We start from the raw sequence: 13,650 nt of genomic DNA on the forward strand, positions 1-13,650 counted from the left end.
CCGCGATCCCCCCGGATCCCCCTCCAAGAGTCCTGACGCAAACAAGACCCGCTGACCCGCGGAAGGGTTGCACGCTCTGCCGAAGTTTTTTCCCGGGACCCTCAACACCCCGCGCGGGCGCGGAAACCCGGAGTCGCGAACAAGTCCGCGTTACGTCCTGATCGTGTCACTTGGTGTCCAACGGCGTTGCCGCTGCAACGCGTCATGGGTCACGATGTTCGACGTACTGGTGAGTCATACGCGATACACGGGGGTGAATGCATGAAGTTCGACATGGGCTCCACGACCCTGGCGGACCTCGGCAAGAGCACGGTCGGATCCAGTGACGACCTGGGCACTCTGATCAAGTGGCTCGTGCAGGCCGCGGAGCCGCTGGAGGGAAAGTTCAACGGCGCGGGCAAGGCCGCGTTCGACTCGTTCAAGAGCCGCGCGGACGAGATCACCGACGCGCTGAACGGCTCGCTGGGCGCGATCCTGGGCGGCCAGGGCGGCATGGACACCGCCTTCGGCACCGGTGACACCGAGCAGCAGGACAACGCCCACCAGAACATGGGGCAGGCCAACTTCGACGCGGCCCGCTTCGGCGCCCGATAGACGACTCAGGGGGATTCAGATCATGGGTCAGAACCAGGACCGCCGCTCGTACGACACCGGCGCCTCCACCGAGGTGCAGGGCAGCCTGCAGGGCATCATCGGCCAGTTGGAGCGGGTCCTCGGCGACCGCGACCGTGCGGTGCAGGCCGCGATGGCCGAGTTCCAGGCCGACGGCGTCTCCGACGACTACCACGGCAAGGAAGTCCGCTGGAACCGCGCGGCCAACGAGGTCCGCGACATCATCCGGCTCGTGCGCACCACGCTGGAGCAGAACGACGGCACCGCCCAGGCGACCCTCGCCAGGGCCCGCGCCGCCGTCGACAACATCGGCTGACACAAGCCCGTGCCGGGCCGCGGTGACCGCCGCGGCCCGGCACCCGGCACGTCCGGGTGCCACCGCGCGTGGGACGCGCCTGCCCGGGGAAGCACCGTGATCGCCAGCACTCCTGGCAGGAAGGGTTCGTCGTGACGGCCCAGGAGTACGACAGCCAGCTGCTGGAGTCCGTGTCGGTACGCCGACGGCGGCTGCGCGACGCCCTGTTGTTCGGGGCGCAGCGGCAACGCCGTTCGGTGGACGAGCGGTTGGGCAAGGTGTTCGCCGGGGTGGTGATCGCGGCGGTGCTGTGCGCGGGATGCGTGGGGTGGTCGTTCGTGTCGCACCGGATCATCGGCAAGAACCCGAACGGTGGTCCCGTACAGCCTCCTTCGGGGGTTTCCGCGCCGTCGTCACCCGGGCCCTCGGCGGGGCCCTCCGCGTCCTCAGTGACCCCTTCTACCCGGTGATAGGTTCGAATTCGTGATATCTGCGGGGGCTTCGATTCAGTCGGGTCCGGGTGACCGCTCGGCGCTGAGCAGGGTCACCCTGGTCGGCGAGCGGCGGCGCGTGGACCTCGTCCTGCCGTCCCGGGAACCCGTCGGGCTGCTGCTGCCCGAGGTTCTGCGGCTGCTCGGCGACCGCGTCTCTGATCGTCCCCAGCTGCGGCACCTGGTCACCGCGGACGGCTCCGCGCTCGCGCACGACAGCACGCTGGAGTCCGCGGGGGTGCCCGACGGTGCCGTGCTGCGGCTCGTACGGGCCGAGGACGCGCCGTCCGCGCCGGTGGTGCACGACGTCAGCGACGAGACCGCCGACGACCTCGACGGGCGTGCCTGGCGCTGGCGGCCCGCCGTCCGGCGGGTCGTGGCCGGACTCGCGACGGTCGGCTGGGCGCTCGTCACCGGGCTTGTGGCACGCGGCGCGTACGGGCACGGGGCCGTCGGAGGGGGGCTGCTGGCCGTCGCCGCGGTCGCCGCACTCGCGGGTGTGCTGCTGGGGCGGGCCGGGCGGCGCGGGGTGGCCGCCACGCTGATCACCACCGGCGGGGCGCTGGGCGCGCTCGGTGCCTGGACGCTGGGCGACGCCCGTGACTGGTCGACGGCGGTGCAGTCGGGGGGACCGGCCGCGGCCGTCGTCGTGACGCTCCTCCTGCTCGGCCGGTTCACGCCGCTCGGGCGCGGCGGGCTGGTCGGTGGCGCCGCCCTCGCCGCTACGGGCGTGTGCTGGGAGGCGGCCGTCGCCCTCCAGTCGGGGGCGGCGAGCGCCGGGGAGCAGGCCAGGGCCGGCGCCCTGCTCGCCGTCGGGTCCGTCGTCGTGCTCGGGCTGCTGCCCCGGCTGGCGCTGATGGCCTCGGGGCTCTCCGGTCTCGACGACCGGCGGTCGGGTGGCGCCTCGGTGAGCAGGTACCAGGTGACGGCGGCGCTCGCCGCCACGCACCGGGGGCTGGCGCTGGCGACGGTCACCGTGGCCGTCTCCGCGGCGGCCGCGGGTGTCCTCGCCCTGCGGGAGCCCACCGTGTGGACGGTGCTGCTCGCCGCCGTCACGACGGCGGTGCTCGCGCTTCGCGCCCGCGCCTTTCCGCTGGTCGCGGAGGTCGTGGTGCTGCTGCTCGCGGGGGCCGTGCTCACCGTGCGGCTGATCTCCGTGTGGCTGGACCGGTCCGGTGCGGCGGGGCCGCTGGCCGTGCTGGCCGGGCTCGCGGTGCTGCCGCTCCTGGTGCTCGCGGTCCAGCCCGCCGAACATGTGCGCGTACGGTTGCGGCGCGCCGGCGACGTACTCGAATCCGTCGGGGTGATCGCCCTGTTCCCGCTGGTCCTCGGCGTGTTCGGCGTGTACGGACGACTGCTCGACACCTTCGCATAAGGGGCGGACATGGCGCAGGAACAGGGACAGGGACAGGGAGGGGACTGGCAGCGGGACGTGCTGCGCCGCCTGCAACAGGCGGAGGCGACCACACCCGCCGGGACGCCGGCCGCGGGCCCGGCGACGGAGGCCGCCGGGCACGTGGGGGCCGCTGGGCACGTGGGGGCCGCTGGGCACGTGGGGGCTGTAGGGCAACCCGGTGCCGGCATAGGGCGCTCCGGCACCGTCGGACAGCCCGGTGCAGGCGGACAGCCCGGTGCAGGCGGACAGCCCGGTGCCGGCGGACAGCCCGGTGCCGGCGGACAGCCCGGTGCCGTCGGACATGTGAGTGCCCTCGGACAGCCCGGTGCCGGCGTAGGGCATGCCGGTGCCGCCGGGCACGTGGGGGCCGCCGGGCGTGCCGGTTCCGTAGAGCAACCCGGTGCCGGCGCAGGGCATGCCGGTGCCGTGGGACACGCCGGTGCCGTCGGGCGGGTCGGGGGTTTCGAGCAGGGTGGGGGTCCGGGTCCCGCCGGTTCCGGGGGGCGGCGGGGCGAGCCTGCGTTGCGTCTCGTGCACCCGCCCCGGTCCACCGGGCCGACGGCCCCCGCGACCCGGCAGCCCGCGGCTCCCGCCGCCGCCGTGCACCCGGCACCGTCGGCGGAGTCCGCGATCCCCGCGCCCGGGGCACCCCCGCCCGGGCACCCTGCCGCGCCCACGCAAGCACCGGTTCCCGCCCCCTCGGCGGCGGAGTCCGCCGTCCCCGCGCCCCGGGCACCCGCGCGGCCCGACGGGCAGGCGCCCGGCGGCGGTCCGCCGGCCCCGGTCCTGTCGGCCGCGGCGGGCGAGGGGCAGCCGGCCGGGGGCAGTCCCGTGCCGAGCGGCTCGCGGGATCCCCGGCTGCCCGCGTCCGCGCCGGAGTCCGTGCCCACCGTCGATCCCCGGCTCGCGCGGGCCCTGGGCCGGCCGCAGCACGGGGACTCGATCACCCGGCGCACCGGACGCTCGCTGCGTCGGCTGACCGCGTCGGCCGCCCAGGACGTGACCGAAGAGACCCGGATCGCCCGGGAGTTGCAGCAGCCGGTCACCACCGGCCGGGTCATCGCGGTGACGTCGATCCGCGGTGGCGTCGGCAAGTCCACGGTCTCCGCGCTGCTGGGCCGCACCTTCAACCACTACCGGCACGACCCGGTGCTCACGCTGGAGGCGGACGCCGCGCTCGGCACCCTGCCCGTGCGGATGGGCGCGGAGTCCGTGCGCTGGGTGTGCGCCGACCTGGCGCAGGTCCTCAGCCCGTCCATGCGGCTGAACGACGTCACCGGCTACCTGGTGCCGGTCGCGGACGGCGGCTGGCTGCTGCCCGCGAGCCGGGGCCGCGTCGGTGCCCCGCTGGACGTGCCGACCTACCGCACGGTGACGCTGGCGCTGCGCCGCTACTTCGCGGTGACGGTGGTGGACTGCGAGAGCCTGCCCGGCGAGGTGGCCCGTACGGCGATGGACACCGCGCACGCCCGGGTGGTCGTCTCGCCGACGACGGCCGAGGGCGTCAACGGAACCCGCCAGGTCCTCAACTGGCTGGCGCAGCTGCCGCACGCCGCGCTCGCCTCCACGGTGGTCGCGCTCACCGCGGGCTCGCCCGACCTGGTGCTGGACGTCAAGGCGGCCACCGCGCACCTGAAGGAGACGGGCGTCACCGTCGTCCCGCTCCCCTACGACCGGCATCTGGCGGGCGGCGGCCCCATCCGCACCGACCTGCTCGGGCAGGCCACCCGCGACGCCACCGTCCGCCTCGCCGCCGAGGCCATGCGGCGCGCGACGAGGGTGCGATGACCGCCCGCCGCAGCGCCGCAGCACGTCACGACACCGGAGCCGTCCGAGAAGGGGTCCGTCCGTGACCCAGAGTCTGATACACCGGCCCGCCCGCTCCACCCGGCCGCTCGCGCCCGCCGGGCCGCGCACGGTCGAACCGCCGCCGAACCTGCCCGAGGGCAAGCTAGGGAACGCGGCGACGGCCCTGCTGCCCATGGCCGGCGTGATGGGTTCGGTCGTCATGATGACCGTCATCCGCAACAGCCAGTTCGCGGCGCTCGGCGCGATGGTGCTGGTCCTCGCGCTGCTCGGCGCGGTCGCCCTGTTCCTGTCCCAGCGGGGCAAGGCGCAGCGCACCCGGCGGGCCCAGCGCGAGCGGTATCTGGAGTATCTGGAGGAACTGCGCGAGGAGTTCGGTGCCGCCGAGCGGGAGCGGCGCCGGCTGGCCCGGGTCCTCAACCCGCCCCCGGAGGGGCTCTACGACCTCGTACGGGATCCCGCCCGTCTGTGGGAGCGCCGGCGTCAGGACCCGGACTTCCTGCGGGTGCGGGTGGGCACGGGTGACGTGCCGGTGCAGGAGCTTGCCATCGACTCGAACTCCGGCGGGGTGATGACACCGCCGGACCCGTTCATGCTCAACGAGGCGCGGGCGCTGCTGGCCCGGTACTCGGTCGCCAGTGACTGTCCGCTGACGGTGCCGCTGGACCGCGCGGGCAACGTGAGCATCGTCGGCGACCGCGAGGGCGTGCTGCGGGTCGCCCGCGCCCTGCTGATCCAGACCGCCGTCACGCACGCCCCGGACGACGTGGCCGTCGCCCTCGGCATCCCCGGGGAGCGGCTGGCCGAGTGGGAGTGGGCCAAGTGGCTGCCCCACGTGCTCGATCCACAGGAGCAGGACGGGCCGGTCGCCGCCCGCCGGATCGCCCCGAGCCTGCCGCAGCTCGCCGCGCTGTGCCGGCCTGAGCTGGACCGGCGCGCGTCGTACGCGGCGGAGGTGCGGCGGGGTCTGTCCGGCCGGGACGCGCTGCGCATGACGAGCCGGCTGCTGGTGGTGAGCGACGAGTACGGCGAGACGGCCGCCGAACTCCCGCGGCCGGACACGGTGGTCGAGCTGCCGGACATGGGCGTCACCGTGCTGCACCTGCTGGAGCGGCAGGTGCACGAGCCGGACCAGGTCGGCGTCCGTATCCGCGTCGACGGCGACCAGGTGACGGTGGAGGACCTGCGCGAGCCGTCCGCGGTGGCGCAGGGCACGGCGGACGCGGTGAGCCCCGCGGGCGCCGAGGGGCTGGCGCGGCTGCTCGCCCCGCTGCGGCTCTCGGCGGAGTCCGCGGCCGAGGGGACCCCGGTGTCCGGGCCCGTCGACTTCTCCGGCCTGCTCGGTGTCGAGGATCCGGCGGCGCTGGACATGGCCCGGCTGTGGGCACCGCGCGGCGAGCGTGAGTTCCTGCGCGTACCGATCGGCCTGACGGACCGTCATGAGCCGGTGCTGCTGGACCTGAAGGAGTCCTCCGAGCTGGGCATGGGGCCGCACGGGCTGTGCGTGGGCGCGACCGGCTCCGGAAAGAGCGAGCTGCTGCGCACGCTGGTGCTGGCGCTCACCGCCACCCACTCCCCGGAGGACCTGGCCCTGGTCCTGGTCGACTACAAGGGCGGTGCCACCTTCGCGCCGTTCACCGGACTCCCGCACGTGGCCGGGGTGATCACGAACCTGGAGAACCAGGCCGGTCTCGTCGAGCGCGTCCACACCAGCCTCGCCGGCGAGGTCAAGCGCCGCCAGCAGGTGCTGAAGGACGCGGGGAACGTCGCCGACATCGGGCACTACGCGGCCCTGCGCGCCGCCGCGCGGCCCGATCTGGAGCCGCTGCCGCACCTGTTCGTCGTCATCGACGAGTTCGGCGAACTCCTCACGGCCAAGCCGGACTTCATCGACCTGTTCCTGTCGATCGGCCGCATCGGCCGCTCCATCGGCATGCATCTGCTGCTGTCCAGCCAGCGCATCGAGGGCGGCAAGCTGAAGGGGCTGGACACCTATCTGTCGTACCGCCTCGGTCTGCGCACCTTCTCCCCCGACGAGTCGCGCACGGTGCTGGACACCACCGACGCCTTCCATCTGCCGCCGCTGCCGGGCTTCGGCTATCTGAAGGTCGACACCTCGGTGTACGAGCGGTTCAAGGCGGGGTACGTGTCCGGCGCCCACCGGGGCCCGGCCCTGCGCGACCAGCGGGACGACGAGCCGCTCGCCTGGCCCTATCCCGCCTTCAACACCCTCGGCACGGCCCCCGCCGAGGGCGGCTCCGAACCCGCCGCGACCAAGCGGGAGACCGGACCTACCGTGATGTCGGTGATGGTCGGCCAGCTGGCCGGGGCGGCCCCGCCGGTGCGCCGGATCTGGCTGCCGCCACTGCCGGCCGCCGTCACCCTCGACGCGGCCGCGGGACCCGTCCAGGTCACCGAGCGCGGGCTGCACCTGGCCGACGGCCCGGCCGGGGCGATGCGCGTGCCCCTCGGCGTGCTCGACGACCCGGCCGGCCAGTGGCAGGGCAAGTGGCTGCTCGACCTGACCGTCGCCGGCGGGCACGCCGCCGTCATCGGCGGACCGCAGTCCGGCAAAACCACCCTGCTGCGGACCCTCGCGCTGGCCCTGGCGACCACGCACACCCCGTACGACGTCGCCGTCTACGGGCTCGACCTGGTCGGCGGCGGTCTGTCGGCGCTGGCCGGGCTGCCGCACGTCGGCGGGATCGCCGGGCGCGCCGATCACGAGCGGGCCGCCCGGACGGTCGCCGAGGTGCGGGCGATGCTGGCCGAGCGTGAGGAGCTGTTCCGCGAGTACGGCATCGACTCCGTCGAGCAGCTGCGCCGGCTGCGGGCGCAGGGCCGTCTCGCGGAGCTCGGCTCGACCGACGTCGTCCTGCTCGTCGACGGATTCGGGGCGCTGCGCGACGAGTTCGCCGAACTCGACGACTCGGTGACCGACCTGCTCAAGCGCGGCGGCGGGTACGGCATCCACGTGGTCGCCGGCATGCTGCGCTGGAACGACGTGCGGATCGCCACCCAGTCCATGTTCGGCACGCGCGTCGAGCTGCGGCTGAACGACCCGGCCGACTCCTCCGTCGACCGCAAGCTGTCCGAGACGCTTGCCGCGGACACCCCGGGCCGGGTCCTCACGGACGGGAGGCTGTTCGCGCAGGTCGCGCTGCCGCGCATCGACGGTTCGGCGTCCACGGACGACATCGGGCCCGCGCTGGAGGAGGCCGCGCGTACGATCCGGGCCACCTGGCACGGTGACGTGGCGCCGCCCGTCCGGGTGCTGCCGACCCGCCTGCCTGCGGCGCGGCTGCCCTCCGTGGCAGCCGAGCCGCGGCGGGTGCCGCTCGGCGTGGACCAGGACGCGCTCGCGCCCGCCCTCCTCGACCTGTTCGGGAGCGACCAGCATCTGCTGATCCTGGGCGACAACGAGTGCGGCAAGACGAACCTGCTGAAGCTGATCGCCGGACAGCTCGTCGAGCGGTACAGCGACGAGGAGCTGGTCTTCGGTGTCTTCGACCCGCGCCGCGGGCTGCGCGGGGTGATCCCGGAGGCGTACCGCGGCGGCTACGCGCACAACGCGAAGCTGTCCGCCGCGCTGGCCGGCGGCATCGCGACCGAACTGGAGAAGCGGCTGCCGGAGAGCGCGGACCCCGACACGCTGAGCGCCGAACCCGCGTTCAGCGGGCCGCGGATCGTGATCCTGGTCGACGACTACGACATCCTCGCCACGGCGGGCCAGCAGCCGCTGACGCCCTTCCTGCCGTACGTCTCCTCCGCCCAGGACATCGGGCTGCACTTCGTCATCGCCCGCCGCGTCGCCGGGTCCTCCCGCGCCCTGTACGAGCCGCTGCTGACGACGCTGCGCGAGACCGGCACCGCCGCGCTCGTGATGGCCGGTGACCGCACCGAGGGCCAGCTCTTCCCGGGCCTGTACGCCTCGGCGCAGCCGCCGGGACGCGGCACGATGGTCCGCCGCGGCCGCCACCACCAGCTCATCCAGACCGCACTCTCCGACACCGAGGAAGCCGAACGCCCGTGACCAAGGACGTCATCGCTCTCACCCCGAAGATGCCCGACGTCTGGGCCCTGCTGACCGGCCTGTACGCGGGCGGCCCCGACCTCGGGCTGTCCGCGGCGGCCGACGGGGCGGTCATCCAGCTCCACGGGCCGGGAGGCCGCCCGCTCGTCTCCGTCGAGGCGCCGGTCCTCGTCCAGGTGCCGGGCGAGGCGCAGCGCCTGCTCGGGCCGTCGGCCGCCGGTGTGCCCCTGCCGTTCTGGTGGACCGAGGCCCGCGCCTCCACGGCGGTGCCGGAGGCGGAGCGCCTCGCCGCTTCCGTCTGCGGCCGGCTCAACGCCCTGCTGGGCGGCATCACCTGGCCGGCGGGCGCGGCGCGTACGGAGGTGGTGGACACCTCCGCCGTACCGGCACCGGAGACCGCGGAGCCCGGTACGGACGGGGAGCCACAGGCCGCCGCTGGAAGCCGCGGGACGGACGGCGGGGAGCCGCAAGCCGCCACCGGGAGCCGCGGGACGGACAGCGGGGAGCCGCAAGCCGCCACCGGGAGCCGCGGGACGGACAGCGGGAAGCCGCAAGCCGCCACCGGGAGCCGCGGGACGGACAGCGGGAAGCCGCAAGCCGCCACCGGGAGCCGCGGGACGGACAGCGGGGAGCCGCAAGCCGCCACCGGGAGCCGCGGGACGGACAGCGGGGAGCCCGGTACGGACGGGGAGCCGCAAGCCGCCACCGGGAGCCGCGGGACGGACAGCGGGGACGCCTCCGTGACGGCGCGTGCGGCGGTCGGTCTGCCGGCCGTCGACGTGCTCACCGACAGCACCGCCGTCGTCCTGGCCGACCGGCCGGTGATCGCCCTGACCTCGTGGCTGTCGGAGATCCTGCGAGAGGCGTCCGGCTCGCGCCGCGCCCTGCAGATCGTGACCCCGCCGCACGTCCGGCTGAGTCCGGCCGCCCGCACCACGCTGGCGCCGGTACCCAACCGCTGGGTCGTCGAGGACCCGGACTGCGGGTACTACGACGGGCTGTCCGGGGCCGTACTGCGCTGGCAGGGCGGCACCTTCACGCCCGCCCTCACCGCCGACGGGAGGGCGACGGTGGCCCGCGCGTTCTCCGCCACCGGGCCCACCGCCGAGCGGCAGCTCCACGTCGCGTTCCGCACCCGGCACGCCGCCGACCCGAACCTGCTCCTCGGCGGGGCGCTGGAGACGGCCTGGCGGGCCCTCACCGGGGCGCCGCCCGCCGGCTGGGGCACGGCCGAGCCGGTCAACCTGCCCTGGTCGCGCCGCCAGTTGACGGATCTGGCGCACGGGCGGGCGCCGGCCGCCACCCACCTGATCGCCGTGGGCGACCCGGCGCGGCCCGCGGTCGGAACCCTGCGGGTGACGCGTACGGCGGCGGGTGTGGAGGAGGAGATGCTCCTCACCCTCGGCTTCGGCGAGGACGAGGAGCTGCCCCTCGACGCGGTCCAGGACCTCGCCGGGGTCCTCGTCGGCGAGCACGCCCTGGTCAGCCTGCTCGTCTCGGTCCGCCGGGCCCGCCGGGACCTGACCGCGCCCCCGCTGCTGGAGGCCCCGCCCGTGCCCTTCTCCCTCACCCTGGGCCCGGACGAGGTGCGCGGCATCGGTCTCGCCCACGCCCGGCGCCCGCCCGTCGCCGTCCGCCCGGTCCCGCTGGGTCCCGCGGCCGGACCGGCCCTGCACTACCCGCTCGGCGACGGGAGGGACCCGCGGTCCTGGGCGACGTTCCAGCAGCTCACGCAGCACCTGAAGCGGGGGTAGCGGGCAGCCGGGGCGACCTGCGCCTACAGGGCGTGCGCCACGAACCGGGCCGCCGTCTCGGCCAGCACCTCGCGTCCGTCCCGTGCCCACAGCCCGTCGTTGAAGAGCTCGACCTCGATGGGACCCGAGTAACCGGCCGCCTCCACGTACCCGCGCCACTCCCGCAGGTCGACGGCGCCGTCCCCGAGCTGGCCACGCCCGTTGAGGACACCCTCGGGCAACGGGGTGACCCAGTCGGCGAGCTGGAAGGTGTGGATGCGGCCGCCGGCGCCGGCCCGGGCGATCTGCCGCGGCGCGGTGTCGTCCCACCAGATGTGGTACGTGTCCACCGTGACGCCCACCTGGTCCGCCGGGAAGCGTTCGGCCAGGTCCAGGGCCTGGGCGAGGGTGGAGACCACGCAGCGGTCGGCGGCGAACATCGGGTGCAGCGGTTCGATGGCCAGCCGTACGCCGCGCTCGGCCGCGTAGGGACCGAGCTCGCCGAGGGCGTCGGCGATCCGCTCCCGCGCGCCGTGCAGGTCCTTCGAACCCGCGGGGAGCCCGCCCGAGACCAGCACGAGGGTGTCCGTGCCGAGGACCGCCGCCTCGTCGACGGCCTCCCGGTTGTCGTCCAGGGACCGCGCCCGCTCGTCCGGGTCGGTCGCGGTGAGGAAGCCCCCGCGGCACAGCGTGGTCACGGCGAGTCCCGCGTCACGCACCAGCTTCGCCGCCGCCCCGACGCCGTACGACCGGACGGGTTCGCGCCAGAGGCCGACTCCGGGCACGCCCAACTCGGCGCACCCGTCGACCAGTTCCGGCAGGGAGAGCTGCTTCACCGTCATCTGGTTGACGGAGAAGCGGGAGAGGTCCTGGGTGGTCACTGGGCGACTCCGTACACGGCGAGCAGGTTCCTCATACGGGACTCCGCGAGCGCCGGGTCCGGGAACAGGCCGAGTCCGTCGGCGAGTTCGTAGGCACGCGCGAGGTGCGGGAGCGAGCGGGCCGACTGGAGCCCGCCCACCATCGTGAAGTGGGACTGGTGGCCCGCGAGCCACGCCAGGAGGACGACGCCGGTCTTGTAGAAACGGGTCGGCGCCTGGAAGAGATGACGCGACAACTCCACCGTCGGGTCGAGGAGTTCACGGAACCCCTTCGCGTCCCCCGTGTCCAGGACGCGTACCGCCTCGGCGGCGAGCGGGCCCAGCGGATCGAAGATGCCGAGCAGGGCATGGCTGAAGCCCCGCTCGTCGCCCGCGATCAGCTCGGGGTAGTTGAAGTCGTCGCCGGTGTAGCAGCGCACGCCGTGCGGGAGCCTGCGGCGCAGGTCGATCTCCCGCTGCGCGTCCAGGAGGGAGACCTTGACGCCGTCGACCTTGTCGGGGTGCGCGGCGATGACCTCGAGGAAGATGCCGGTCGCCGTGTCCAGGTCCGCCGAGCCCCAGTAGCCCTCGAGCGCCGGGTCGAACATCGGGCCCAGCCAGTGCAGGATCACCGGTTCGGCGGACTGGCGCAGCAGATGCCCGTACACCTCCAGGTAGTCCTCGGCGCCCGACGCCGCCGCGCACAGCGCCCGGGACGCCATGAGGATCGCCTGTGCGCCCGTCCCCTCCACGAGCGCGAGCTGTTCCTCGTAGGCGGCCCGGACGCCGTCGAGCGAGCCGGAGACGAGCTGGTCGGTGCCGACCCCGCACGCGATCCGCCCGCCGACCGCCCGTGCCTCGGCGGCGGAGCGCCGGATCAGCTCGGCGGCGCCCGCCCAGTCCAGGCCCATGCCGCGCTGCGCGGTGTCCATCGCCTCGGCGACCCCGAGGCCCTGCGCCCACAGGTGGCGGCGGAAGGCGAGCGTCGCGTCCCAGTCGACGGCGGCCGGGGAGTCGGGGGTCGTGTCGGCGTACGGATCGGCCACGACGTGCGCGGCCGAGAAGACCGTACGGGAGGTGAAGGGGGCGCCCGGGGACAGGGCGAGCGGTTCGGAGCGCGGGGTGTAGGCGCGCAGTTCCCCGTCCGCGCCGGGCAGTCGGATCGTCACAGCGAGATCTCCGGTACGTCGAGGCGGCGGCCCTCGGCCGAGGACCTCAGGCCCAGTTCGGCGAGCTGGACGCCGCGGGCGCCGGCCAGCAGGTCCCAGTGGTAGGGCGCGTCGGCGTAGACGTGCCGCAGGAATAGCTCCCACTGGGCCTTGAAGCCGTTGTCGAACTCGGCGTTGTCCGGGATCTCCTGCCACTGGTCGCGGAAGGAGTACGTGGCGGGGATGTCCGGGTTCCAGACCGGCTTGGGCGTGGAACTGCGGTGCTGGACGCGGCAGTTGCGCAGCCCGGCGACGGCCGAGCCCTCCGTGCCGTCGACCTGGAACTCGACGAGCTCGTCCCGGTTCACGCGCACCGCCCACGAGGAGTTGATCTGGGCGACGGCGCCGCCCGCCAGCTCGAAGACGCCGTACGCGGCGTCGTCGGCGGTGGCGTCGTACGGCTTGCCCTGCTCGTCCCAGCGCTGCGGGATGTGCGTGGCGGTGAGCGCCTGGACGGAGGTGACCCGGCCGAAGAGCTCGTGCAGGACGTACTCCCAGTGCGGGAACATGTCGACGACGATGCCGCCGCCGTCCTCGGCGCGGTAGTTCCAGGAGGGCCGCTGCGCGGACTGCCAGTCGCCCTCGAAGACCCAGTAGCCGAACTCGCCGCGGACGGACAGGATCCGTCCGAAGAAGCCCCCGTCGATGAGCCGCTTCAGCTTCAGCAGTCCGGGCAGGAACAGCTTGTCCTGGACGACGCCGTGCCTGATGCCCGCCGCGTCGGCGAGCCGGGCCAGCTCCAGGGCGCCGTCGAGGCCGGTCGCGGTCGGCTTCTCGGTGTAGACGTGCTTGCCGGCGGCGATCGCCTTCCTGATCGCCTCCTCCCGGGCGGACGTGACCTGCGCGTCGAAGTAGATGTCGACGGCCGGGTCGGCGAGCACCGCGTCCAGGTCCGTCGACCAGTGCTCCAGGCCGTGCCGGTCCGCAAGCGCCGCCAGGGCGTGCTCGCGCCGCCCGACGAGCACCGGCTCGGGCCACAGCACGGTGCCGTCGCCGAGGTCGAGACCGCCCTGCTCGCGCAGGGCGAGGATCGAGCGGACGAGGTGCTGGCGGTAACCCATGCGCCCCGTCACGCCGTTCATGGCGATACGCACCGTCTTGCGTGTCACGTCATTCCCTTCGTACGCGTCCGGCGCCGCGTACGCTCGCAGGCGAGCGAGACAGCAAGCGCTTTCTATACGAGTGAGAAGCTAACCGCTGCGGAACCGTTCGGACA

General features: G+C 74.4%; 10 protein-coding genes. 7 read left to right on the plus strand and 3 right to left on the minus strand.

Translation table 11 applies throughout. From position 1 onward, the window contains the following. The first annotated feature begins 261 nt into the window (after nucleotides 1-261). The 7 genes from AC069T_RS12855 to AC069T_RS12885 all read left to right on the plus strand — a co-directional run bounded on the left by AC069T_RS12855 (nucleotide 262) and on the right by AC069T_RS12885 (nucleotide 10,387). Nucleotides 262-594, plus strand: coding sequence for a hypothetical protein (locus tag AC069T_RS12855; protein ID WP_476751410.1), 333 nt, complete (start codon nucleotides 262-264; stop codon nucleotides 592-594). A gap of 22 nt (nucleotides 595-616) precedes the next feature. Next, entirely contained in the window at nucleotides 617-928 is a 312-nt protein-coding gene (locus tag AC069T_RS12860; RefSeq protein ID WP_478782756.1) for a pore-forming ESAT-6 family protein, read from the plus strand. Nucleotides 929-1,059: 131 nt separating this feature from the next. Further along, nucleotides 1,060-1,377, plus strand: coding sequence for a hypothetical protein (locus tag AC069T_RS12865; RefSeq protein ID WP_478782757.1), 318 nt, complete (start codon nucleotides 1,060-1,062; stop codon nucleotides 1,375-1,377). A 13-nt stretch (nucleotides 1,378-1,390) separates the two neighbouring features. Beyond that, nucleotides 1,391-2,773, plus strand: coding sequence for a type VII secretion integral membrane protein EccD (gene eccD / locus AC069T_RS12870; RefSeq protein ID WP_478782758.1), 1,383 nt, complete (start codon nucleotides 1,391-1,393; stop codon nucleotides 2,771-2,773). 852 nt (nucleotides 2,774-3,625) lie between these two features. Beyond that, nucleotides 3,626-4,582 carry a CpaE/TadZ family protein gene (locus AC069T_RS12875; RefSeq protein WP_478782759.1) on the plus strand — a complete coding sequence of 319 codons (957 nt, stop codon included), beginning with the start codon at nucleotides 3,626-3,628 and terminating at the stop codon, nucleotides 4,580-4,582. A gap of 61 nt (nucleotides 4,583-4,643) precedes the next feature. Next, nucleotides 4,644-8,633: a type VII secretion protein EccCa gene (gene eccCa, locus AC069T_RS12880; protein WP_478782760.1), complete on the plus strand. Its 3,990-nt coding sequence runs from the start codon at nucleotides 4,644-4,646 to the stop codon at nucleotides 8,631-8,633. After that, a complete protein-coding gene (locus AC069T_RS12885) occupies nucleotides 8,630-10,387 on the plus strand; it encodes a DUF6177 family protein (RefSeq protein WP_478782761.1) in 1,758 nt (585 codons plus the stop codon). The genes eccCa and AC069T_RS12885 overlap by 4 nt, the downstream gene beginning before the upstream one ends. Nucleotides 10,388-10,410: 23 nt before the next feature. Here the strand turns inward: AC069T_RS12885 and AC069T_RS12890 are convergent, their stop codons facing one another. From AC069T_RS12890 to AC069T_RS12900, 3 genes are read right to left on the minus strand one after another with little or no spacing between them, the layout of a single operon-like run. Next, on the minus strand, nucleotides 10,411-11,208 hold the full coding sequence (locus AC069T_RS12890) for a sugar phosphate isomerase/epimerase family protein (protein ID WP_478782827.1): 798 nt from the start codon (nucleotides 11,206-11,208) through the stop codon (nucleotides 10,411-10,413). A gap of 35 nt (nucleotides 11,209-11,243) precedes the next feature. Beyond that, on the minus strand, nucleotides 11,244-12,395 hold the full coding sequence (locus AC069T_RS12895) for a dihydrodipicolinate synthase family protein (protein WP_478782762.1): 1,152 nt from the start codon (nucleotides 12,393-12,395) through the stop codon (nucleotides 11,244-11,246). Continuing rightward, complete coding sequence (locus tag AC069T_RS12900) at nucleotides 12,392-13,543, minus strand: Gfo/Idh/MocA family protein (protein WP_478782763.1); 1,152 nt, start codon at nucleotides 13,541-13,543, stop codon at nucleotides 12,392-12,394. The genes AC069T_RS12895 and AC069T_RS12900 overlap by 4 nt, the downstream gene beginning before the upstream one ends. Nucleotides 13,544-13,650 lie beyond the last annotated feature (107 nt).

The sequence above is a fragment of the Streptomyces sp. NPDC043867 genome, from assembly GCF_056435845.1.

Excerpts from the sequence above, each read along its gene's own strand:
- AC069T_RS12855 (WP_476751410.1), top strand. The coding sequence starts at position 262 with ATGAAGTTCGACATGGGCTCCACGACCCTGGCGGACCTCGGCAAGAGC.
- AC069T_RS12860 (WP_478782756.1), top strand. The coding sequence starts at position 617 with ATGGGTCAGAACCAGGACCGCCGCTCGTACGACACCGGCGCCTCCACC.
- AC069T_RS12890 (WP_478782827.1), bottom strand. The coding sequence starts at position 11,208 with ATGACGGTGAAGCAGCTCTCCCTGCCGGAACTGGTCGACGGGTGCGCC.